19 protein-coding genes are annotated in these 22,074 nt (G+C 64.4%); 9 read left to right on the top strand and 10 right to left on the bottom strand.

The window, feature by feature from the left end; translation table 11 throughout:
• Positions 1 to 39: 39 nt before the first annotated feature.
• Entirely contained in the window at positions 40 to 537 is a 498-nt protein-coding gene (locus GGD66_RS17375) for a hypothetical protein (RefSeq protein WP_018315692.1), read from the bottom strand.
• 460 nt (positions 538 to 997) lie between these two features.
• Between GGD66_RS17375 and GGD66_RS17370 the strand changes: the two genes are divergently transcribed.
• From GGD66_RS17370 to GGD66_RS17340, 7 genes are all read left to right on the top strand, one after another.
• Positions 998 to 1,231, top strand: coding sequence for a hypothetical protein (locus tag GGD66_RS17370; protein ID WP_018315694.1), 234 nt, complete (start codon positions 998 to 1,000; stop codon positions 1,229 to 1,231).
• Positions 1,232 to 1,423: 192 nt separating this feature from the next.
• Positions 1,424 to 2,308: a squalene synthase HpnC gene (gene hpnC, locus GGD66_RS17365; protein WP_179733952.1), complete on the top strand. Its 885-nt coding sequence runs from the start codon at positions 1,424 to 1,426 to the stop codon at positions 2,306 to 2,308.
• Positions 2,298 to 3,137, top strand: a complete 840-nt coding sequence (gene hpnD / locus GGD66_RS17360; RefSeq protein ID WP_183230993.1) for a presqualene diphosphate synthase HpnD — start codon at positions 2,298 to 2,300, stop codon at positions 3,135 to 3,137. The genes hpnC and hpnD overlap by 11 nt, the downstream gene beginning before the upstream one ends.
• Entirely contained in the window at positions 3,137 to 4,393 is a 1,257-nt protein-coding gene (gene hpnE, locus GGD66_RS17355; protein ID WP_183258455.1) for a hydroxysqualene dehydroxylase HpnE, read from the top strand. Before hpnD ends, hpnE begins: the two co-directional genes overlap by 1 nt.
• 51 nt (positions 4,394 to 4,444) lie before the next feature.
• Positions 4,445 to 6,442, top strand: coding sequence for a squalene--hopene cyclase (gene shc, locus GGD66_RS17350; RefSeq protein ID WP_183258454.1), 1,998 nt, complete (start codon positions 4,445 to 4,447; stop codon positions 6,440 to 6,442).
• Complete coding sequence (locus GGD66_RS17345; protein ID WP_183258453.1) at positions 6,439 to 7,188, top strand: phosphorylase; 750 nt, start codon at positions 6,439 to 6,441, stop codon at positions 7,186 to 7,188. Before shc ends, GGD66_RS17345 begins: the two co-directional genes overlap by 4 nt.
• Positions 7,189 to 7,307: 119 nt before the next feature.
• Positions 7,308 to 7,517 carry a hypothetical protein gene (locus GGD66_RS17340; protein ID WP_183258452.1) on the top strand — a complete coding sequence of 70 codons (210 nt, stop codon included), beginning with the start codon at positions 7,308 to 7,310 and terminating at the stop codon, positions 7,515 to 7,517.
• Between the two features lie 1,563 nt (positions 7,518 to 9,080).
• On the opposite strand, the gene hpnH is transcribed toward GGD66_RS17340, so the two are convergent.
• A complete protein-coding gene (gene hpnH, locus GGD66_RS17335; protein ID WP_018315701.1) occupies positions 9,081 to 10,241 on the bottom strand; it encodes an adenosyl-hopene transferase HpnH in 1,161 nt (386 codons plus the stop codon).
• Between the two features lie 36 nt (positions 10,242 to 10,277).
• The gene (ispH, locus tag GGD66_RS17330) at positions 10,278 to 11,204 is read right to left on the bottom strand and encodes a 4-hydroxy-3-methylbut-2-enyl diphosphate reductase (protein ID WP_018315702.1); all 927 of its coding nucleotides are present in this window, start codon (positions 11,202 to 11,204) and stop codon (positions 10,278 to 10,280) included.
• 462 nt (positions 11,205 to 11,666) lie between these two features.
• Between ispH and GGD66_RS17325 the strand changes: the two genes are divergently transcribed.
• Complete coding sequence (locus tag GGD66_RS17325; protein ID WP_183258451.1) at positions 11,667 to 14,255, top strand: MMPL family transporter; 2,589 nt, start codon at positions 11,667 to 11,669, stop codon at positions 14,253 to 14,255.
• On the opposite strand, the gene GGD66_RS17320 is transcribed toward GGD66_RS17325, so the two are convergent.
• Positions 14,223 to 14,858: a DUF2147 domain-containing protein gene (locus GGD66_RS17320; protein ID WP_183258450.1), complete on the bottom strand. Its 636-nt coding sequence runs from the start codon at positions 14,856 to 14,858 to the stop codon at positions 14,223 to 14,225. The two genes, GGD66_RS17325 and GGD66_RS17320, sit on opposite strands and share 33 nt — an antisense overlap.
• Before the next feature lie 141 nt (positions 14,859 to 14,999).
• Between GGD66_RS17320 and hpnO the strand changes: the two genes are divergently transcribed.
• A complete protein-coding gene (gene hpnO / locus GGD66_RS17315; RefSeq protein WP_018315705.1) occupies positions 15,000 to 16,391 on the top strand; it encodes an aminobacteriohopanetriol synthase HpnO in 1,392 nt (463 codons plus the stop codon).
• A gap of 123 nt (positions 16,392 to 16,514) precedes the next feature.
• Here hpnO and GGD66_RS17310 read toward each other — a convergent pair whose 3' ends face one another.
• The 6 genes from GGD66_RS17310 to GGD66_RS17285 form a co-directional block, all read right to left on the bottom strand.
• Complete coding sequence (locus tag GGD66_RS17310) at positions 16,515 to 17,279, bottom strand: anti-sigma factor (protein ID WP_018315706.1); 765 nt, start codon at positions 17,277 to 17,279, stop codon at positions 16,515 to 16,517.
• A complete protein-coding gene (locus GGD66_RS17305; RefSeq protein WP_183258449.1) occupies positions 17,276 to 17,827 on the bottom strand; it encodes a sigma-70 family RNA polymerase sigma factor in 552 nt (183 codons plus the stop codon). Before GGD66_RS17305 ends, GGD66_RS17310 begins: the two co-directional genes overlap by 4 nt.
• Before the next feature lie 103 nt (positions 17,828 to 17,930).
• Positions 17,931 to 18,266 (bottom strand): cupredoxin family copper-binding protein, encoded by a 336-nt coding sequence (locus tag GGD66_RS17300; protein WP_183258448.1) that lies wholly within the window; start codon positions 18,264 to 18,266, stop codon positions 17,931 to 17,933.
• Between the two features lie 14 nt (positions 18,267 to 18,280).
• On the bottom strand, positions 18,281 to 19,225 hold the full coding sequence (locus GGD66_RS17295) for a metallophosphoesterase (RefSeq protein ID WP_183258447.1): 945 nt from the start codon (positions 19,223 to 19,225) through the stop codon (positions 18,281 to 18,283).
• Between the two features lie 234 nt (positions 19,226 to 19,459).
• Positions 19,460 to 20,341: an alpha/beta fold hydrolase gene (locus GGD66_RS17290; protein ID WP_183258446.1), complete on the bottom strand. Its 882-nt coding sequence runs from the start codon at positions 20,339 to 20,341 to the stop codon at positions 19,460 to 19,462.
• 11 nt (positions 20,342 to 20,352) lie between these two features.
• The gene (locus GGD66_RS17285) at positions 20,353 to 21,972 is read right to left on the bottom strand and encodes a GMC family oxidoreductase (RefSeq protein WP_183258445.1); all 1,620 of its coding nucleotides are present in this window, start codon (positions 21,970 to 21,972) and stop codon (positions 20,353 to 20,355) included.
• Positions 21,973 to 22,074: the final 102 nt, after the last annotated feature.

The raw sequence follows: 22,074 nt of genomic DNA, 5'->3' as shown, positions 1-22,074 counted from the left end.
CGAGAACCGGGGGCCATGATTCCATTGAAGCTGGACGAATCAGCTCCTCGTCATGGTGATGTTGACGCCGCGGATCTCGCCCTTGGAGCTGATCTGCACCGTCTGCTTGGTGCCGTTGGTGCGCAGCGACAGATTGGCGGCGAAGCCGTTGGCCTCGACGAACACGTCGATCTGGCCGCCGCCGGCGGTGCCCTGAAGGTTGCCGAAGATATTGCGGCTGGACTCGCTCCAGTTTCCGGAGATGCGCTCGCCCTGGCTCGTCACGTCGCTGGTGAGGTCGAACTTGTAGCTGTCGGAGGCGCAGTGCAGAGCCTGCTTCAAATTGAGGCCGCTGCCGGCGACCTTGTAGTCGGCCTTGCAGCGAATGCGCTCGGTGGAGCCGTCGGACAGCGACACCGTGCCGGTGCCGGTCCACGCGCCGTCGAAACCGGCAAAGGGGCCGGACGACTGAGCGTGGCCTGCCGAAACCGAGAAGAGCAGCGCCGCTCCGATGCCGGCCGCCTTGATTGCCAGTCCAGATCGCCCAAAGAATTTCATCTCAAATATCCCGTTTTGGAACGACGCCCGCTTACGCGTGATAACGTCTCGCCACATCGAAAGTTTAGTGCTCCGAGCCAGTGTCAGGTTCAAAGCCCGGCCGCCAGAGATGGCGGTTCACGACGCCTCTCGCCAGTCCTGGACCGGTCGATTTGCCCTGTTTCTGCGTGTTTCCGGCGGGAAAGGCGGGGCGGACAGATGCAGCTCTGCAACAGGTATGCAGTAAAACGCAGTGCATCCGAATTATGACGTAGTATCAATCTCTTACATCTGCCAATGAAGGCGCAGGGAAGACCTGATTTGGTGGGCGTGGCGCCAATTTGGCCGCATTTGCCAGTGCTTGTGCCTTCTCTGAGGCCGCACCTCCCGCGGCGACTTGCCATCAGAACAATCCGTTCCGGTCGTCCGCCCTGTGCAGTCCGGGTCCGGTGCGATTCTGCCGTCAGAATGAAGGAATACAATGCGTAAGCTTCTCGTCGCTCTCACCCTGCTGTCGGCTTCTGTTTCGACGGCGGCGTTCGCCCAGCAGGGCCGTGGCACGGACGCCGAGCAGAAGGCCTGCACGCGCGACGTGCAGAAGTTCTGCCGTCCGGTCATCGACCAGGGCGATTTCACCATCCTGGCCTGCCTCAAGGAGAACCGGGCCAAGATCTCCCAGGCCTGCGACCAGGTCCTGAAGACCCACAACCAGTAAGCTCGGCCACTGGCCTATAAGAGGCGGCCTTTGGGCCGCCTTTTCGGGCCCGATCCGCAAGGGGCAGCCATCGAGAGACAGGATTGGTTTTGCGGTCGTATTCCCCTATATGGGGGCCGCAGCGGATCGCCGGCATGAGCCCGCGCGAGCGAAGAAGCCCTTCCTGTCCAAACGATTGTAAACCAGCCCTCGATGACCTCTGCGAGCGAATTGCGATCCGGTAAGGGTGACCGCGACGAGAATTTTCCCGTCGCGTCCTGGATCATTCATCCGCGTCATCGCGCCCTGATCCTGGCGTATTACAATTTCGTCCGCACCGCCGACGACATCGCCGACCACGCGACCCTGCCGCCCGACCAGAAGCTCGCTTATCTCGACCTGCTCGAGGCGGAGCTGCTCGGCAAGGGCGAGACCCAGGCTGAGGCCGTCATCCTGCGCCGTGCCCTGGCCGAGCGCGGCATGGCGCCGCGCCATGCGCTCGACGTGCTCATCGCGTTCCGCATGGACGTGACCAAGCTGCGTTACGAGAACTGGGACGAGGTCATCCACTATTGCCGTTACTCGGCGATGCCGGTCGGCCGCTTCATGCTCGATGTCCACGGCGAGAGCACCTCGACCTGGGCCGCATCGGATGCGCTCTGCGCAGGCTTGCAGATCAACAATCACCTTCAGGATTGCGGCAAGGATTTCCGCGAGCTCAACCGCGTCTATCTGCCGCGCGATGCGCTGGCAGCACACGGTGCCTCCGTCGAGCAGCTCGGGCTTTCGCAGTCGCCGCCGGCGATGCTGGCCTGCCTGCAGGCGCTTGCGTCGCGCAACGAAGCGCTGCTCGACGAGGGCAGGTCGCTTGCTGCGGAGATCCGGGATTTCCGCCTCGGCGTCGACGTCGCGGTGATCCAGGCCTATGCCGATCGCATCGTGCGCCTCTTGAAGGTGCGCGATCCCCTGCGCGAGCGGGTGCACCTGAACAAGTTCGAACTGCTCATCTTCAGCCTTGCCGGAATGATCGGCGAGGCCGGCCGCCGCGCGATCGGACGCAAGGCCATTTCCAGACCGGGGACTGCACATGACGCTTGAGGCGACCTCGCCCGGCGCCAATTATGGCTCGACCGCATCCGGCAGCTCGTTCTACGCCGCGATGCGCATCCTGCCGCATGACCAGCGCGAAGCGATGTTCCAGATCTACAGCTTCTGCCGGCAGGTCGACGACATCGCCGATTCCGACGGCCCGCGCGCGGAGCGGCTCGCCGCGCTTCAGGAATGGCGCAACGACATCGACGCGCTCTATCAGGGCAATCCGCCGCCGCGGCTGAAGGACTACGTCGGCTCGGTGAAGACCTTCGGCCTCAAGCGCGAGGATTTCCTCGCCATCGTCGACGGCATGGAGATGGACGTGCCGCAGGACATCCGCGCGCCCGACATGGCGACGCTGGATCTGTATTGCGATCGCGTCGCCAGCGCGGTGGGACGGCTGTCGGTGCGGGTGTTCGGCCTGCCCGAGGAAGACGGCATCCAGCTCGCCTATCATCTGGGCCGCGCGCTCCAGCTCACCAATATCCTGCGCGACATCGACGAAGACGCCGGCCTTGGCCGGCTCTATCTGCCGCGCGAGGCGCTGCTGCATGCCGGCATCACCTCCGACGATCCGAACCGCGTCATCGCCGAGCGCGCGCTGCCGAAGGTCTGCCTGCCGCTGACGCAGCGTGCGAAGGCGCATTTCGAGAAGTCGGACGAGATCATGAACCGCAACAAGCGCCGCACGGTGCGCGCGCCGCGGATCATGTCGAAATACTATCATTCCATTCTGGATCTCCTGATTGCGCGCGGCTTCAACGCGCCGCGCCAGCCGGTGCGTGTGTCAAAGGTCACACGTATCCTGATCCTGCTCCGCTACGCTTTCATCTGATGCAAAAGACAGCACATATCATCGGCGCCGGGATTTCCGGCCTTTCCGCCGCCGTGCGGCTCGCCAATGCCGGCTTCAAGGTCGCCGTGCACGAGGCGACGCAGCAGGCCGGCGGCCGTTGCCGTTCCTATTTCGACGGCGCCACCAATCTCACCATCGACAACGGCAATCATCTGCTGCTGTCGGGCAATAGCCACGCGCGCGCCTATGCGCGTTCGATCGGCACCGAGGCGGGCCTCGTCGGTCCTGAAACTGCGCAGTTTCCCTTCGTCGACGTCAAGACCGGGCAGCGCTGGCAGATCGATCTCGGCAATGGTCGTCTGCCGACCTGGGTGCTCGACGAAGGCCGCCGCGTGCCCGACACGGGCCTCACCGATTATCTGAAGCTGGCGCCGCTGATCTGGGCGTCGGAAGACACGTTGGTCGGCAAATCCATTCCTTGTGAAGGCGTGCTCTATCAGCGTCTGGTGCAGCCGCTGCTGCTCGCGGCGCTCAATGTCGATCCGCCCGAGGGCTCGGCTGGCCTCGCCGGCGCCATCGTGCGCGAGACGCTGCTTGCCGGCGGACAGGCCTGCCGTCCCCTGATCGCGCGCGATGGTCTCAGCGCCGTGCTGATCGAGCCGGCCGTGAAGTTCCTGCAGGACCGTGGCCATACCGTGCAGCTGGGCCATGAGCTGCGGTCCTTCACCAGCACTGACGGCAAGGCCAGCGCGCTGAATTTCGGCGGCGAGGTTGTCGTTCAGATCGGGGAGGGGGACGTCGTCGTGATGGCGGTGCCGCCGCGCGCTGCTGCGAGCCTGCTGCCGGGCGTGAAGACGCCGACCGAATTCCGCGCCATCGTGAACGCGCATTTCCGGATCACACCGCCGCCGGGTTCGGCGCCGATCCTGGGCGTGATCGGCGGCGTCGTGGAATGGCTGTTCGCGTTCCCGAACCGGCTGTCCGTCACCATCAGCAACGGTGACCGGCTGGTCGACATGCCGCGCGAGGAACTGGCGCAGGCGATCTGGAACGACGTCTGCAAGGCCGGCGGGGTATCCGGCGAATTGCCCCCCTGGCAGATCGTGCGCGAGCGTCGTGCCACATTTGCGGCGACGCCGGCGCAGAATGCCCTGCGTCCGGGGCCGGTCACCGCGCTGAAAAACCTGTTCCTCGCGGGGGATTGGACTGCTACGGGATTGCCTGCAACCATCGAGGGATCGGTCCGGTCCGGTGATCGCGCCGCCGATCTGGTTCTCGCCGCAAAGCGGCCCTGACGGGCAGACGTCCCGGCCAATTTCAATCGACTATCGGAGCAATCGAGCGAGATGGATTCCGTGAACGCGACCAGCCGCGAAGCCCTTCAACCAGGGACCTTGCAACCAGGGATCTTGCAATCGGCCATCCTGGAATCGAGCGTTGCATCGGCGACACAGGGCGTCCTCGACTTCCAGCAGGCGGACGGCCATTGGGTGTTCGAGCTCGAGGCCGACTGCACGATTCCGGCCGAATACGTCCTGTTGCGCCACTATCTGGCAGAGCCGGTCGATGCCGTGCTCGAAGCCAAGATCGCCAATTATCTGCGCCGCGTGCAGGGCGCCCATGGCGGCTGGCCGCTGGTGCATGACGGCGAGTTCGACATGAGCGCCAGCGTGAAGGCCTATTTCGCGCTGAAGATGATCGGCGATCCCGTCGACGCCCCGCACATGGTGCGCGCGCGCGAGGCCATTCACGCCCGCGGCGGCGCGATTCACAGCAACGTCTTCACGCGCTTCCTGCTCGCGATGTTCGGCGTCGTCACTTGGCGCGCGGTGCCGGTGCTGCCGATCGAGATCGTGCTGCTGCCATTCTGGTCGCCGTTCCACCTCAACAAGATCTCATACTGGGCGCGCACCACGATGGTGCCGTTGATGGTGCTCGCAGCCCTGAAGCCGCTCGCCAAGAACCCGAAGGGCGTCGGCATCGACGAGCTGTTCCTGCAGGATCCGCGCTCGATCGGCATGACCGCGAAGGCGCCGCACCAGAGCATGGCCTGGTTCGTGCTGTTTCGCTCGCTCGACGCCGTCTTGCGCGTGATCGAGCCGATGTTCCCGAAGGCCTTGCGCAAGCGCGCCATCGATGCGGCGCTCGCCTTCACCGAGGAGCGGCTCAACGGCGAGGACGGCATGGGCGCGATCTACCCGCCCATGGCCAACATCGTCATGATGTACGACGCGCTCGGCAAGGATGAAAACTTCCCGCCGCGCGCGATCACACGCCGGGGCATCGACAAGCTGCTCGTGATCAAAGACGACGAAGCCTATTGCCAGCCCTGCGTCTCGCCGGTGTGGGACACGACGCTGACGGCGCATGCGCTGCTGGAAGCCGGCGGCGACAAGGCGGTGCCGGCAGCCAAGCAGGGCCTCGACTGGCTGATCCCGAAGCAGGAGCTAGAGCTGAAGGGCGACTGGGCCGTGAAGCGGCCCGACGTGCGTCCGGGCGGCTGGGCCTTCCAATACAACAATGCTCATTACCCCGATCTCGACGACACCGCCGTGGTGGTGATGTCGATGGACCGCATGCGCCGGGAGCACGGCGCGACCGGCTACGACGCCGCGATCGACCGCGGCCGGGAGTGGATCGAGGGCATGCAGAGCGACGATGGCGGCTGGGCTGCCTTCGACGTCAACAATCTCGAATACTATCTCAACAACATCCCGTTCTCGGACCATGGCGCGCTTCTCGACCCGCCGACCGAGGACGTCACGGCGCGCTGCATCTCGATGCTGGCCCAGCTCGGCGAGACCGAAAAGACCAGCAAGCACGTGGCCGACGGGGTCGCCTACCTCAGGAAGACCCAGCACCCTGAGGGCTCCTGGTACGGCCGCTGGGGCATGAACTTCATCTATGGAACCTGGTCGGTGCTCTGCGCCCTCAACATGGCCGGGGTCGACCACGGGGATCCCATGATTCGCAAGGCCGCGGATTGGCTGGCCTCGATCCAGAACAAGGACGGCGGCTGGGGCGAGGACGCCGTCAGCTACCGCCTCGACTACCGGGGATGGGAGGCCGCCCCCTCGACCGCCTCGCAAACGGCATGGGCCTTGCTTGCCCTGATGGCGGCAGGCGAGGTTGATCACCCGGCCGTCGCCCGCGGGGTGGAGTACCTGATTGCAACACAGAACAAAAAAGGACTGTGGGACGAGCAACGGTACACCGCCACAGGCTTTCCGCGTGTATTCTATCTGCGATATCATGGTTACCCGAAGTTCTTCCCGCTGTGGGCGTTGGCGCGGTATCGGAACTTGCGGAACACCAACAGCAGGGTGGTAGGGGTCGGAATGTGACTTTGGGGACGGGGGACTATCTTACCGCGGGTAATGCCATCGACCCGCGGCCGATACTGATCGTGACCGGACTGGTTCAGGAGGCCCGCATCGCAGCCGGGCCCGGAATGGCGGTTATTTGTTCATCCAGCAGCCCGACCCAGTTGCGGGCGCTGCTGACGGTGGTGGATCCGGAGACGATTCGCGGCGTGATCTCGTTCGGCGTGGCCGGCGGGCTCGACCCGAGCTTGCGCTCCGGCGACGTCGTGCTGGCGACCGAGGTGCTCGACGGCGACACCCGTTGGGCCGCAGGGCTCTCGCTCGGCGACGAATTGATCGACCGCCTGACCTCGGGCCGTCGCCGCGTGGTGCGTGGCAGCCTCGCCGGTGCCGAGGAAGTGGTCACCAAGCGCGCCTGCAAGGCGGCGCTGCACTCGGAGACGGGCGCTTCGGCCGTCGACATGGAAAGCCACATCGCCGCCGCCTACGCCGCCGAGGCCGGGCTGCCGTTTGCCGCGGTCCGCGTCATCAGCGATCCCGCCCACCGCGCGCTGCCGGCGCTCGCCCGTGCCGCGATCAAGCCGAACGGCCAGATCGACCTCGCCGCCGTGCTGCGCGGCATCGTGCGCAATCCGGCAACGCTGCATGCGCTGGTCTCGACCGGCATCGACTTCAACCGCGCGCTGCGCTCACTGCGCGGCTGCCGCGATTATCTGATCGGGACCGAGATCATCGAGAGCGAGGCGCTGGTGTCGAAGGCGGCGTGAGCGGGATCTTCGATCTGGCGAAAGAAAAGGCCCGGTCGTGCGACCGGGCCTTTTCTTTTGATATGCTTCGCCCGGATCGAGGTCATGAGTTCGATGTTGCGGTATAGGCGGGGATTATAATGACAGAAGATCAAGCTTACTCAGCAATGTTTATCTTCCTTGAAGAAGCTTGGAAGAGAACACGTTCTGATGGGCTAGCCATGATTCTTGGAGATATGTCGCTCCTTGAAGATGGCACCCCAGCTGATCCAGCAGTTGTTGAAGATTGGAAATCTGCCGTATCGCGAGCCTTGGGCGGCGAAAGTGCTGGACGCCTGACGCTGTCATAGAATCTGGCGTTAGGGAATTACGGTGACCGTGCTGGACTGTCACCGTAATTGCGCGCGTGGTGTTCAGCCAAAGAGGCGGCTACTCGCTCGTTCCTCGGTTGTGAAGTCAGGGCTGAAGCCCTGCGCGACGGCTGCTCGAAGCGATGCCCAAGTTCCGGCGGCGCTCCGCTGGGGGCGTAGAATGACGGCGTCACCTTTGCGAGAAACCTCGAGTTCATCGACCGAGAAATGAGATTGCGTCGGCAATCGGATGAACTGGGAGTTGCCGGATTTGAACACCTTGGCGACGTGGGGCAGGGCAGCCTCCTGTAAGCGCTGATACTAATATACACCTTCAGGTCGAAGCACGCGAGATCGTTCGTCCGGCTTCCTGCTACCTCCGTGTGGTCGCAGGCGGACGCAACGAGGCGATTGCTGTCTTCGACCGAGCCGCGCTTCTACTGTGCATGGGGTTGTTTTTCCAATTTTTGCGGGGAATCCATTGGGGCGCAGGATCAGCCGCGCGATGGATTCCGGGTTCGCGCTGCGCGCGCCCCGGAATGACGGCGAGAGGGGCGGCTAGCGGCTGGTCAAAATGACCCGTCGTGCAAAACACCCCAACACCCGTCAATCCCCTCCCGCAAAAATATTCCACTTTCCCGAATTTCGGATTTATGGCATAGAGCGCTTATCCCGGCCCTCCCAGAGGGGCGCTTCGCGATCGTCACGAGATGCGGGTCGGGGTGCGGTGGACGCGGCAGCGCCGGCGCGAGAGGCGATGACAGGGCGGGCAACCGCGAGTCATAAGCATCGCGGGACGAACGGCGTGGTCACAGCGGTTTTGGTCGTCGTCCGGGGGCGAGCACACGCTAGCTCTCGGCGATCAGGCCAGACCGTCCGCGGACGGAGAAGTCGTGTGGTCCTGACGCCCGCAGGCTGGCGTCAAGCCTTGCGGTGATGCGGCGGCCCGACCGGGCGCGTGCATCGACCAGCCGCAACGCGACGGGGGCAACAGTGCATCGCTCCCCGAGGAGAGCACGAAGGACACCGTTAAAACCATCCGCGCAGGGAAGGCCGGGCGACCGGCAACACCTGTAGTCCACCCCGTGTGCGTTTTTCCATGCACGCGGACCGCGGGTGCCGCCGGCGCCCGGTCTTCCCTGCGCCCTCTGGCTTTCATGGGGCGTGAACGAACAGCAAAGCTCGGGCGAAAGGCGCCGCGGGAATGCGAAGGTGTGTCTGCGATGAGGAGCGTGAATGGTAAGAGCAAGCTGCTGGCCGCACACTCCGTCATTGCGAGCGCAGCGACTTGTCCGCCGAAGCCTCGGCGAAGGCGGAAGCAACCAGAATCTTTCCGCAGAGGCAGTCTGGATTGCTCCGTCGCAAGAGCTCCTCGCAATGACGGCGTAGGGAGAGCGAGCAACACACTTGCGACTCGTGCCCCGGCCGTCGCGCAGCGTCCCTTCGACGATGCGCGGCAGCGCGTCCGGGACACGGGCCGCTCCTTGCGGCACATCGGCGCGCAAAGATAAAGCCCGGCCGCGAATGCGACCGGGCTTCGTCGTGAGACTAGATCGTGTCCGCTTACGCCGCGGTCGAAGCCTTCTGCGCGGCCTTTGCCTGCGCGGCCTCGGCCTCGTCCTTGCGGATCTCCGACAGGCGCTTCTGCACTTCCGCCGAGAAGATGTACTGCGCCGGGCGCTGCTTGGACATGTCGATCTCCGGCGCCATGGGACCAGAGGTCCTGATGCCGCGCAGCGACACCCACATCGCCTTCAGCGGGTTGTTGAGGGCCGCGGTCGCCGCCGTCGGCTCGTAGCCGCAATGGGCCATACAGTCGGCGCACTTCTCGTACTTGCCGGTGCCGTAGGTCTCCCAGTCGGTGGTGTCCATCAGCTCCTTGAAGGTCTTGGCGTAGCCTTCACCGAGCAGATAGCAGGGCTTCTGCCAGCCGAAGATGTTGCGCGCGGGCATGCCCCAGGGCGTGCACTCGTATTCCTGGTTGCCGGCGAGGAAGTCCAGGAACAGGCCGGAATGCATGAAATTCCACTTCTTGCCCTTGCCCATCGCAAAGACGTCGCGGAACAGCTTCTTGGTCTTGGTGCGGTTGAGGAAGTGCTCCTGGTCCGGCGCGCGCTCATAGGCGTAGCCGGGCGACATCGAGACGCCGACACCGAGCTCGACGGTGAGGTCGAGGAACTTCGCGATCTCCTCGGCCGGATGGCCGTCGAAGATGGTGGCGTTGACGTTGACGGTGAAGCCGCGCGCCTTGGCCGCCTTGATTGCGGAGACGGCGCGGTCGAACACGCCCTTCTGCGACACCGCCTTGTCGTGATGGTCCTTCAGGCCGTCGAGATGCACGGAGAAGAACAGATACGGGGAGGGCTCGAACAGATCGAGCTTCTTCTCGAGCAGCAGCGCGTTGGTGCAGAGCGAGACGAACTTCTTGCGCTCAACGAGGCCGCGCACGATCTCGCCGATCTCCTTGTGGATCAGCGGCTCGCCGCCGGGAATGGCGACCATCGGCGCGCCGCACTCGTCGGCCGCGTCCCAGCACTCCTGCGCGGTCATGCGGCGGTTGAGGATCGCATCCGGATAATCGATCTTGCCGCAGCCGACGCAGGCGAGGTTGCAACGAAACAGCGGCTCCAGCATCAGCACGAGCGGATAGCGCTTGCGGCCAAGCAGTTTCTGCTTGAGCAAATAGCCGCCGATACGCATTTCCTTGAAGAAGGGGATGGCCATTACAAGTTTCTTTCTGGGCTTTTCAATTCGGGTGGGTCAGCTCGCAGCCAGTTGGGCCGGAAGCCGGAATTCGATGTTTTCCTCGCGGCCCGGCAACACCTGGACCTTGACCGGTCCGATTCGCCGCATCGCTTCGATCACGTCATCCACGAGTACCTCGGGCGCCGAAGCGCCGGCCGTGATGCCGACGGTCCTGGCATTTTTCAACCACTCCGGATTGAGCTCGCTGCCGTCGGCAATCAAGTAACTCGCAACGCCGGCTTCGGTGCCGATTTCGCGAAGCCGGTTCGAATTCGAGCTATTGGCAGCGCCCACCACCAAGATCACGTCGACCAGCTTGCTCAAGTCCCTTACCGCAGATTGGCGGTTCTGTGTCGCATAGCAGATATCCCGGATATCCGGACCTTGAATATCTGTAAAGCGGGTCTGAAGGGCCGCGATGATATCCTTGGTGTCGTCGACCGACAGGGTGGTCTGGGTGATGTAGGCCACTGGCGTATCCGCCGGCAGCGTCAGGGCCGTAACCTCTTGAACGCTTTGGACAAGCAGCACGGGGGCGGGAACCTGGCCCATCGTGCCCTCGACCTCGGGGTGGCCGGCATGGCCGATCAGGATCAGCGTGCGGCCTTTGGTGATGTAGCGCTTCCCCTGATTGTGAACTTTCGTGACCAGCGGGCAGGTGGCATTGAGCACGGGAAGGTCGCGCGCGGCGGCCTCTTCCTCGACGCTGCGGGCGACTCCGTGAGCGCTGAAGACCGTCACCGCTTTCGGCGGCACCTCGGACAACTCCTCGACGAAGATGGCGCCTTTGTTTTTCAGGCTCTCGACGACGTATTTGTTGTGCACGATCTCATGGCGCACGTAGACGGGCGGGCCGTACTTCTCCAGCGCCCGTTCCACGATCTCGATCGCACGCACCACGCCCGCGCAGAAGCCGCGCGGTTGCGCCAGATAAACTTCCATTGGTCGCCCATCACGCAAGTTGCACCAATCCGCTTCGTAAGTCCCGGCGGCACCTCGATACTGACCAATGCGTTGCAATATCCGCACCATTGGTCCGCGCACGCGGTAGCCACCCACCCCCGTCGGGGCTCCGGCGCATGGAGGCGCAATACTTTGTGTCAAAAAATCGGCGGTAAGGAAAGCTCGAATGGATCTGGGTTCCCTGCCGAGCCGATTTTACGGTATTATAGTAGAGACGTGGGTGTATGCAAGCCAGCGACATCAGTGACCAGCCCTTCGTCACGTTCCCGCCTCAACTCCCCGGCTATACCGACCGCCCCGCATGATTTTGCCACGGTCTGCCGCCGTTTACCTCGAACCTTCTGGCGGCGAGAGCCTCTCAAAACAGCAATAGGTTTCGCCCGGGAACTCCGATAAACAGCGGGCGTTTCCGGCAAGCTGTTAACCGCAGAAAGAAAAGAAGTGCTGCAAAGCGTAGTCGTTGCCATCGTCAGGGCCTGCACCCGGTTTGCCTCCCTCGTCGTCGTTCTCGGGCTCCTGCTGTCGGTGGGAGCGGGCTATTACGCTGCGCGCCACTTCGCCATCAACACCGACATCAATTCGCTGATTTCTCAGAATCTCGACTGGCGCAAGCGTGACCAGCAGTTCGACAAGGCGTTCGATCAAAACGAAACGATCCTCGCTGTGATCGAGGCCCGGACCCCGGAGATGACGAGCGCCGCGGCGGACGCGCTCTATGCCAGGCTGAAGGACGACAAGACCAACTTCCAGTCCCTGCAGCAGCTCGGCAGCGGCGAGTTCTTCGAAAAGAACGGACTGTTGTTCCTGCCGACCGAAGAGGTCGGCAAGATCACCAGCCAATTCGAATCTGCAGCGCCCCTGATCGAGATCATGGCTGGCGATCCCTCGATCCGCGGCCTGACCGGCGCGCTGGAGACGGGACTCGCCGGCGTCAAGCGCGGCCAGGTCAAGCTCGACAACACCGAGCGTCCGTTCAACCTGATCGCGCAGACGGTCGAGACCGTGCTCAACAAGGGCAATGCGAGCTTCTCCTGGCGCGAGCTCGTCAGTGACGAGCCGCTGAAGGATTCGGACAGGCGCGCCTTCATCGAGTTCAAGCCGATCCTCGACTACAACGCGCTGGAGCCCGGCAAGGATGCCACCGACGCGATCCGCAAGGCCGCAGTGGATCTGGATTTTGCGACCAAATACCAGGCCCGGGTGCGGCTGACCGGTCCGGTCCCGATCGCCAACGAGGAATATGCGACCGTCCAGGAAGGCGCCGTCGTCAACGGCGTCGGCACGGTCCTCGTCGTGCTGCTGATCCTGTGGCTGGCGCTGCACTCGTCGAAGATCATCTTCGCGGTGTTCGTCAATCTCTTCGTCGGCCTCGCGCTGACGACCGCCGCCGGCCTGATGATGGTCGGATCGTTCAACCTGCTGTCGATCGCATTCGCGGTGCTCTTCGTCGGCCTCGGCGTCGACTTCGGCATCCAGTACAGCGTCCGCTACCGCTCCGAGCGCTACAAGCACAACGATCTCACGGGCGCGCTGGTGCTGGCGGCGAAGCGATCGGCGGTGCCGCTGTCGCTCGCGGCGATGGCGACCGCGGCTGGCTTCCTTTGCTTCATGCCGACCGACTACAAGGGCATCGCGGAGCTGGGCCAGATCGCGGGCGTCGGCATGCTGGTGGCGTTCCTTTCCTCGATCACCGTTCTGCCGGCCATGCTGAAGCTGCTGAATCCGCCCGGCGAGAAGGAGCCAGTCGGTTACGCCTTCCTGGCGCCGCTCGATCACTTTCTGGAGAAGCACCGCGTGCTGGTCGTGGGCGGCACGCTGATGCTGGCGCTCGCCGGCCTGCCGCTACTCTATTTCATGAAGTTCGACTTCAACCCGATGAACCTGCGCAACCCGAGGGCCGAATCGATCGCGACCTTCCTCGACCTGCGCAAGGATCCCAACACCGGCGCCAATGCCATCAACGTGATGACCACGTCCGAGGAGCAGGCAAAGCAGGTCGAGGCGAAGCTCGAAAAGGTGCCCGAGGTGCTGCGGGTGATGTCGCTCAACAGCTTCGTGCCGGAGGATCAGCCGCCGAAGCTGAAGCTGCTCGCGCAGGGCGCCAAGGTGCTGAATCCCGCGCTCAACCCTGATCAGATCGATGCGGCGCCGACCGACAAGGAAAACGTCGAGGCGCTGAAATCCTCGGTCGACAATCTGCGCCGGACCGCGGGCGATGCGAAGGGGCCGGGCTCGATCGCCTCGCGCCGTCTGGCAGACGCGCTCGAAAAGCTCGCCAATGGCGACGAGGCCACGCGCAACAGGGCGCAGGACGTGTTCGTCACGCCGATGAAGATCGTGTTCGACCAGCTCAGGAACGCGATGCAGGCCGGGCCCGTCACCCTGAGCTCACTGCCGCCCGATCTCGTCAGCGCCTGGAAGAGCAAGGACGGCATCATCCGCGTCGAAGCGCTGCCCAAGGGCGATCCCAACGACAACGACACGCTGCGCAGATTTGCGGCGGCGGTGCTCGTTGCCGAGCCGACCGCGATCGGCGGGCCGGTCTCGATCCTGAAATCCGGCGACACCGTGGTGCGGGCGTTCATCCACGCCGGCATTTACGCGCTGCTGGTGATCGGCCTCTTGCTGTGGATCACGTTGCGGCGGTTCGTCGACGTGCTGATGACGCTGGTGCCGCTGCTGGTTGCCGGCGCGGTGACGCTCGAGATCTGCGTGTTGATCGGCCTGCCGCTCAACTTCGCCAACATCGTCGCGTTCCCGCTGCTGCTCGGCGTCGGCGTCGCCTTCAAGATCTACTATGTCGTGGCCTGGCGCTCGGGCAGGACAAACCTGCTCCAGACCAGCCTGACGCGCGCGATCTTTTTCAGCGCGCTGACGACGGCGACCGCGTTCGGCAGCCTGTGGCTGTCGAGCCATCCCGGCACGTCCAGCATGGGCAAGCTGCTGGCACTCTCGCTGGTGACGACGCTCGCCGCCGTGCTGCTGTTCCAGCCGGCCCTAATGGGCAAACCCCGAAATCTCAGGGAGTAGGCAGATGTCGCCGACCGGGTCGGCGGCACCTTTCTGACCCGGCTTTGCAGGGGCGGTGGCGCTCTTTTGGGCGGCCGCCGGCGCAGGCGCCGCTGTCGCGCCCATCGTGCCCTGAGCCTTCGGCGCCGCGCCGGTGGACTTGGGCGCGCCCTTGGCCATGGCATTGGCGGTGCTCAAGGGGATCGGCGGGCCGACCCGGGTCCAGGTCTCGCCGCCGCAGAGGAAGCCCATCACGCAGCCCTTGATTTCAAGCTGGTCGGCGCCGGCTGGCGTGATGGTGGCGCTATAGAGCTGGCCGTCCTTGGCGTTGTAGACCTGCCCTTCCCACTGATCGGCGCCGGGCTTCTTCTTCATGTCGATCAGCGTCGCCATGCCCAGCGTCGGCCTGGTCTTTTTTGAGGCATCCGGATTGTTCTCGTCGCGGCCGCCGGGCTGCTTTTCCCAGGAAACAGCGCCCCACATGCTGCCATTGCATTGGGCGACGCGAATGTTGGCGACGCCGTCGGCAACCCGCCAGTCGCCGGTGGGATCCGCGGCGAGCGCCGGGGTCAGGCAGGTGTAACCGCCAACCAGTATTAGTCCGGTGTAAAGGGCTAAACGCATGATAGTTCCTTGGCAGTGCAACATGGGCTAAAGCTGTGCTTGCGAAGATGGTCCGAAAAAGGGCAAAAGGCCGCACAGACCGTTTTCAGTAACGGTCCCTTTTCAGTTGACGAGACGGCCCTCAACCGAAGTATGTAACGGATGCACAGCCCAAATCCAGACATGTCTGAGCTTTTCGCGGACCGTCAGGCCCAGCGCAGCACCCTGCATAATCGGTATCTGAACGAGCAGTTCGTTCGGGTTCTCAAGACCATCGGCTACGATGTCGGCTTCCAGAAGGGGCAGGGGCAGTATCTCTACGATCGCGACGGCGCGCGCTATCTCGACCTGCTGTCCGGCTTTGGCGTGTTTGCGATCGGGCGCAATCATCCGGTCATGCGCGACGCTCTCAAGAGCGTGCTCGATGCCGACCTGCCCAACCTCGTCCAGTTCGACGTCTCCGTGCTTGCCGGTGTGCTCGCCGAGCGGCTGCTGAAATATGTCCCCTATCTGGACAAGGCGTTCTTCGCCAATTCCGGCGCCGAATGCGTCGAAGCCGCGATCAAGTTCGCGCGCGGCGCCACCGGCCGCCCCGGCATCGTCTACTGCGCCCACGGCTATCACGGCCTGACCTATGGCGCGCTGTCGCTGACGGGCGATTCGAACTTCCGCACCGGCTTCGAGCCGCTGCTGCCGGGCTGCACCTCGATCCCGTTCAACGATCTGGCCGCGCTGGAAAAGGCGCTGGCCTCGCGCGAGGTCGCGGCGTTCGTGGTCGAGCCGATCCAGGGCAAGGGCGTCAACATGCCCACCGACGAGTTCCTGCCGGGCGCGGCTGCGCTCTGCAAGAAGTACGGCACGCTGTTCGTCGCCGACGAAATCCAGACCGGCATGGGCCGCACCGGCCGCTTCCTCGCGGTCGAGCATTGGAACGTCGAGCCCGACATGGTGCTGCTGTCGAAGTCGCTATCTGGCGGCCACGTGCCGGTCGGCGCGGTGCTGACGCGCAAGGCCATCTTCGACAAGATCTTCAACCAGATGGACCGCGCCGTCGTGCACGGCTCCACCTTCTCCAAGAACGACCTCGCGATGGCCGCAGGCATCGCCACGCTGGACGTGATGGAGTCAGAGAAGCTGATCGAGTCCGCCGCCAAGCGCGGCGCCGAGCTGCGCCTCGCGCTGACGCGCATGGTGCCCGGCTACGAGCTGATGAAGGAAGTGCGCGGCAAGGGCCTGATGATCGGCGTCGAGTTCGGCCCGCCGAAATCGCTGCGGCTGCGCGCCTCCTGGAACGTGCTGGAGACAGCCAACAAGGGCCTGTTCTGCCAGCTCATCACCGTGCCGCTGTTCAAAGATCACAAGATCCTCACGCAAGTGGCCGGTCACGGCAGCCACACCATCAAGCTGCTGCCGCCGCTCACCATCACCGAGGAAGATTGCAGCTGGATCGAAAAGGCGTTCGACGACGTCATCGCCGGCAGCCATAAGGTCCCCGGCGCGATCTGGTCGCTCGGCAAGACGCTGGTGGACAACGCGGTGAGAAGGTCGGCCTGAATTCGGCCGAGCTATCCCGGCAACCGTCATTGCGAGCGAAGCGAAGCAATCCAAACTATCTCGGCGGAGACAGCCTGGATTGCTTCGTCGCTGCGCTCCTCGCAATGACGTTGTGCGTTAGTTCTACCCCTCCACATTCGCCTTCATCGCTGTCTCGAACTTGTCGACGAACTCGGCGAGCTCGTCGGCGCCGATGTCGCTGACGGCCCAGAAGTTCAGGCCGCGCTCGCCCCAGCGGCGGCAGTTGAAGCCCTGCATGGTCTGGGTCTTCGGCGGCCGATGCTCGGTGCTCGCGGTCTGCGCCACGAACAAATTGATGACGTGCTGGCGACGCTTGTAGACGACGGCGCCGATGGCGCGGGCGTCGATATAGTCGAGCCGGCCGCCGACCAGCGTAAAACCCTGCGCGGTGAGATCGATCACGGGCGGGGCGACATCGAGCTTGCCGTTGAACCACGGCTTGACCGTGTGCTGGTCGGTCGAGATCACGTCGGTGAGGTGGCCAGCCTGCAGCGAGCGCAGATGCGCGGAGACGACCTCCGAGAGGATGCGCTGCTGGTCGTCCTGGCGCAGCACGATGGCGACGATTCCGGTTGCGGCGAGCGCGGAGACCGCCGAGCCCATCGCAAAGCCACGCAGCACGGAGCGGCGGCTGGGCTGGCGTTGCCGCTCGGGCAGTGAGGCCTCGATCCGCGTGCGCAGGCTTGCCGGCGCGGTGTAGCGCAGACTGGTATTGGCGAGCACGCCCTGCATCTCGCGCTGTGCGGCAAGCTCCGCCGCGCAGTCCGGGCAGCTGGCGATATGGGCTTCGACCTCGCGCGCGTGGCCGGCATCGAGCTCGTTGTCGAGCAGCGCGTGAAGCAGGATCCTTGCTTCGTCGCAGGTCATTTCGCTTGCTCCTCTTCCGCCGACCAGGCCGCGCGCAGCAGGGCACGGGCGCGGGCGAGGCGGGACATCACGGTGCCGATGGGCGCGCCGACGGCTTCTGCGATTTCACGATAGGACAGGTTGTTGATCTCACGCAGCACGAAGGCTTCCCTGAACGGTTCGGCGAGCGCGTCGATCTGCCTGCGGATGGCGCCGGCATCGCGGCTGCGCAGCACTTCGGTCTCGGGGCTCGCCTCGCTCTCCTGCCATATCGGCGTCTGCTCGTTGGCGCCGGGCGTGTCCTCGATCGCGCTGGGCCGATGCGCGCGCCGCGCATATTCGGCGTTGCAGACATTGCGCAGGATCGCGAACAGCCATGGCTTCATTGCCGGCCCGCGATAGCTGTCGAAGTGCTTCAGCGCGCGCAGATAGCACTCCTGCACCGCATCTTCCGCGTCGGAGGCATCGCGCAGCAGGTAGCGGGCGAGCGTGTAGACGTCGTCGAGATGGGGCAGCGCTGCCTCGCGGAAGCGTTGCGCCTTGTCTGGATCGTCGCTTATCGGTGGCATCGCCGCTCGCTTTGCCGTTTCGCCTGATGTCGCCGGAGACGCAGGAGCCCGGCCGGCGTGGGACCACCGGCCGGGCAAGACGTTGATGCCTTGGTTGGAGACGTTACTCAACCTTGATCATCCCCGTCATGTGCGGGTGCAGCGAACAAAAATACTTGTAATCGCCCGCGTTGGTGAAGGTGAAAGAGAACTTGTCGTCAGTGTCCAGGGTCTTGGACCTGAACTTGCCGGCCGACACCACGGTGTGGGGGATGTCGTCCCGGTTGGTCCAGGTCACGGTGGTGCCGACCTTGATCTTGAGCTCGGCCGGCTGGAAGACGAAATTGTCGATATGGATCTCCATGTCGTCGGCACGAGCGCTTGTTGCGGGCAGCAGGATGGCCGCGGCCAGAGCGAGGCCGAGATCGACGCCGAAGGCGCGGCGGTTGAGGGTCTTCATTGTCAGCTTCCACCTTAGCCCTGGAGCGGCGTGTCGATGATCGCGAGCCGCTGCTCGTTCTGCTTGAAGTTGATGCTGGCAACGCCGAGCATGCCGCGGAGCCTGGCGTCCTCGACCTTCATCGGTCCGGGCGAGGCGGCGGCTCCCGGCGCCGGCTGCGGGAAGGCGGTGGAGCGCGCGGTGTGGAAGGTCACGTTACCCTCGACTTTCTGCATCACCTGGTGAATGTGTCCGTTCAGCACGGTGACCGAGCCAAAACCCTTCACCTGTTCCAGCGCGCGGCCGCCGTCCTCGGTGCCCCAGCCCCATTCCGGATAGACGGTCCAGAGCGGGATGTGGGCGAACAGCACGATCGGCGTCGATTTCGACTTGCCGCGCAGATCGTCCTGGAGCCAGGCAAGTTGCTCGGCGCCGAGATTGCCGAGGCCGCCGGCCTTGAGGTCGACGACGTTGACGAGGCCGACGAAGTGCACGCCGCCGGCATCGAAGGAATACCAGCCCTGGCCCTTGGTGCCGCGGCCATAGCGCTCGCGATACAACTTCACCTCCTCGTCGAGGAAGTCATGCTCGCCGGGCACGTAGTGCACATCGAGCTTGCTCTGCGAGATGATGCGCTCGGCATTGTCGAATTCGGCGGCCTTGGACAGATGCGTGATGTCGCCGGTATGGATCATGAAGGACGGTTTGGCCGGCATCGCGTTGATCTTGCCCACAGCCTCCTCCAGCGTGCCGAGTGCGTTGGGATTGGCCGGCTTGTCGAAGCCGACATGGCTGTCGCTGATCTGGAGGAAGCTCATGCCGGGCGCGGCTGCCGTCGCAGCCTGTGCGGAATCGATGATGCCGAGCGAGCGCGGCACACCGCCGGTGACGGTCCAGAGCACCCCGGTGCCGGCCCAGGTCATGCATTCCAGCACCTTGCGGCGGCTGACGCCGTCGCCGTCGTGATCATGTCCGCTCATCGCATCTCTCCACGTCGCCCGGAATTGGGCTTTCAGAGGAGGTGATCGGGGGAGGGGGAGGCTTATTCGCGGGAGGTGATGACGATTTCGTGAGGTGATCCGTGTCCCGGACGCGCTGCAACGCGTAGCGTTGCTGCGCAGAGCGGGACCCAGAAGGCTTCACGGGACGTGGCGAGATGGGCCCCGGCTCAGCGCAGCAGCGTTGCACGCTGCAGCGCGTCCGGGGCACGAGACCTATTTCGAAAAATCTCTGACGGCTTCGACCACGCGCTCCGGCACTTCCTGTGCCACGCAGTGTCCGGCGTCTTCAAAGACGAACGTGCTGACGCGCGGAATCAGCGACACCGCGCGTCGCGCCATCTCCCAGTAGATCGGACCGGACTTCGCCGCGGTCGTGACGCGCACCGGGCAGTCGATTTGGGTGAGCGAGGCAAACGGATTACCGCGGGCATCGCCGACATAGACCTGCTCCATCGCCTCGTAGATCGGACGCAGGATTGCGCACTCGATCTCCGGCGTGCAGCAGAGTCGCACCCGGCCATCGTCGAGCGGCACGAAGCCGTGGCGTACATAGGCTCGAAGCGAGGTCTCGGTCCAATCCGCAAACGCCGGCGCTGTGCGGTAGCGTTCGAAGACGGCCTCGGCACTGTCGAACTCGGCGCGCCGGCGCAGCGTGCCCTGGACTCGCGACAGGGATTCCTCGCCCAACCCTCCGGGGCGCGCCGCGCGCGGGTCCATGATGGTCGGCTCCATCACGAACAGGCGTGTGAAGCGTCCGGGCAAGAGCTTTGCCGCCAGCAGCAGGTCGGTGGCGCCGGCGCTGTGGCCGATGCCGTAGACGTCGCGCAGCTCGAGTGCATCGATCACCCGGCAGACATCCTCGGCATAGTCCAGGAAGTGATAGGCGCCGGGCTTGTGGCTGGCGCCATGGCCGCGGCGGTCGAGCGCATAGACCGTATGGGTCGATGCTAGCTCGCGCGCGACTTCGTCCCAGACGTAGGCGACGAAACCGGTGCCATGCACGAGCAGAGCAGGCGGCTTGCCGCTTTCACCCCATTGCAGCATGGCGATCGCTGCGTCGGCGGGGCCGATTGAAAAGCGGTGAGGATTGATCATGCGACAGGATGCTACTTCGCATCCTCCAAAATCATCGTCGCGCCCTTCTCGGCGATCATCGCCGTCGGCGTATTCGTGTTGCCGGAGGTGATGGTCGGCATGATCGAAGCATCGACAATGCGCAGGCCTTCGAGCCCGTAGAATCGCAGGCGTTCGTCGACCACCGCCATGGGATCGCTCACCGCGCCCATCTTCGCCGTGCCGACGGGATGGAAGATGGTGGTGCCGATATCGCCGGCAGCCTTTGCGAGCGATGCATCGTCGTCGCCGACGGAGGGGCCGGGCAGATATTCGCTCGGGCGGTATCGTGCCAGCGCTTTCTGCTGCATCAGGCGGCGCGTGGTGCGGATGGCGTCGGCGCCGACCTGGCGGTCGTCGTCGGTCGACAGATAATTCGGCGCGATGATCGGCTTCTCGTCAGGGCTCGCCGAACGCAGCCGCACGGTGCCGCGCGAGGTCGGCTGGAGATTGCAGGCGCTGACCGTGATGGCGGGGAAACGATGCAGGGGATCGCCGAACTTGTCGAGCGACAGCGGTTGCACGTGGAACTGGATGTTGGCGCGTGCGCGCGTCGCGTCGGAGCGCGTGAAGATGCCGAGTTGCGACGGCGCCATGGTTAGGGGACCGCGGCGGCGGAAGGCGTAGTCGAGGCCCATCAATCCGCGGCGAAACAGATTGTAATAGGTCTCGTTCAGCGTGCGCACGCCCTCGACCTTGTAGATCGCACGCTGCTGCAGGTGATCCTGCAGATTGCGGCCGACGCCGGGCTTGTCCATGACAATGTCGATGCCGAGCGGCGACAGCCAGTCGGCGGGGCCGATGCCGGAGCGATGCAGCACCTGCACCGAGCCGATCGAGCCGGCCGAGAGGACTACCTCGCGTTTCGCACGCGCTTCGATCATCTCGCCGTTCTGGATGAAACGCACGCCGACGGCGCGGCCTTGCTCGATGATGACGCGGTCGACCAGCACATGCTTCTCGAGCCGCAGGTTCGGGCGGTTCAGCGCAGGCTTGAGGAAGCCGCGCGCTGAGGACCAGCGCCGACCGCGCTTCTGGTTGACGTGGAAATAGCTCGTGCCTTCGTTGTCGCCGGTGTTGAAATCTGGGATGCGCTTGATGCCCATCTCTTCGGCGGCATCGCCGACGGCATCGAGAACGTCCCAGGACAGCCGCGGCGCCTCGATGCGCCAGCCGCCGCCGGCGCCGTGATGCTCGCTGGCGCCGAGGAAGTGGTCTTCGAGCTTCTTGAACAGCGGCAGCACATCGTCATAGCCCCAGCCGGTCATGCCGAGCTGTCGCCAGTGGTCATAGTCCGCGGCCTGGCCGCGCATCGAGATCATGGCATTGATCGCCGAGCAGCCGCCGATGACCTTGCCGCGGGGATAGGCGAGCGAACGGCCGTTCAGGCCAGGCTCGGCCTCGGTCTTGAACATCCAGTCCGAGCGCGGATTGCCGATCGCGAAGAGATAGCCGACCGGGATGTGGAACCAGATCCAGTTGTCGTCGCCGCCGGCTTCGAGGACGAGGACGCGATTGCCGGGATCGGCCGACAGCCGGTTGGCGACGATGCAGCCCGCCGTACCAGCCCCGACGACAATGTAATCAAATTCACCTTCGAGCCGTCTCGGCATTCTGCTTCCACCCAACCGGCGTCATGCCCGGGCTTGTCCCGGCATCCACGCACTTTCTGTTCTAATAGTCAGACGTGGACGGCCGGGACAAGCCCGGCCATG

Source organism: Bradyrhizobium sp. CIR48 (genome assembly GCF_014198315.1).
Lineage (GTDB): Bacteria > Pseudomonadota > Alphaproteobacteria > Rhizobiales > Xanthobacteraceae > Bradyrhizobium.
The sequence above is the reverse complement of the archived record's forward strand: the minus strand, read 5'-3'. Positions and strand labels throughout refer to the sequence as shown.

Coding starts and splice junctions, on each gene's coding strand:
- GGD66_RS17375 (WP_018315692.1), bottom strand. CDS start 537: ATGAAATTCTTTGGGCGATCTGGACTGGCAATCAAGGCGGCCGGCATC.
- GGD66_RS17370 (WP_018315694.1), top strand. CDS start 998: ATGCGTAAGCTTCTCGTCGCTCTCACCCTGCTGTCGGCTTCTGTTTCG.
- hpnC (WP_179733952.1), top strand. CDS start 1,424: ATGACCTCTGCGAGCGAATTGCGATCCGGTAAGGGTGACCGCGACGAG.
- hpnD (WP_183230993.1), top strand. CDS start 2,298: ATGACGCTTGAGGCGACCTCGCCCGGCGCCAATTATGGCTCGACCGCA.
- hpnE (WP_183258455.1), top strand. CDS start 3,137: ATGCAAAAGACAGCACATATCATCGGCGCCGGGATTTCCGGCCTTTCC.
- shc (WP_183258454.1), top strand. CDS start 4,445: ATGGATTCCGTGAACGCGACCAGCCGCGAAGCCCTTCAACCAGGGACC.
- GGD66_RS17340 (WP_183258452.1), top strand. CDS start 7,308: ATGACAGAAGATCAAGCTTACTCAGCAATGTTTATCTTCCTTGAAGAA.
- hpnH (WP_018315701.1), bottom strand. CDS start 10,241: ATGGCCATCCCCTTCTTCAAGGAAATGCGTATCGGCGGCTATTTGCTC.
- ispH (WP_018315702.1), bottom strand. CDS start 11,204: ATGGAAGTTTATCTGGCGCAACCGCGCGGCTTCTGCGCGGGCGTGGTG.
- GGD66_RS17320 (WP_183258450.1), bottom strand. CDS start 14,858: ATGCGTTTAGCCCTTTACACCGGACTAATACTGGTTGGCGGTTACACC.
- hpnO (WP_018315705.1), top strand. CDS start 15,000: ATGCACAGCCCAAATCCAGACATGTCTGAGCTTTTCGCGGACCGTCAG.
- GGD66_RS17310 (WP_018315706.1), bottom strand. CDS start 17,279: ATGACCTGCGACGAAGCAAGGATCCTGCTTCACGCGCTGCTCGACAAC.
- GGD66_RS17305 (WP_183258449.1), bottom strand. CDS start 17,827: ATGCCACCGATAAGCGACGATCCAGACAAGGCGCAACGCTTCCGCGAG.
- GGD66_RS17300 (WP_183258448.1), bottom strand. CDS start 18,266: ATGAAGACCCTCAACCGCCGCGCCTTCGGCGTCGATCTCGGCCTCGCT.
- GGD66_RS17295 (WP_183258447.1), bottom strand. CDS start 19,225: ATGAGCGGACATGATCACGACGGCGACGGCGTCAGCCGCCGCAAGGTG.
- GGD66_RS17290 (WP_183258446.1), bottom strand. CDS start 20,341: ATGATCAATCCTCACCGCTTTTCAATCGGCCCCGCCGACGCAGCGATC.
- GGD66_RS17285 (WP_183258445.1), bottom strand. CDS start 21,972: ATGCCGAGACGGCTCGAAGGTGAATTTGATTACATTGTCGTCGGGGCT.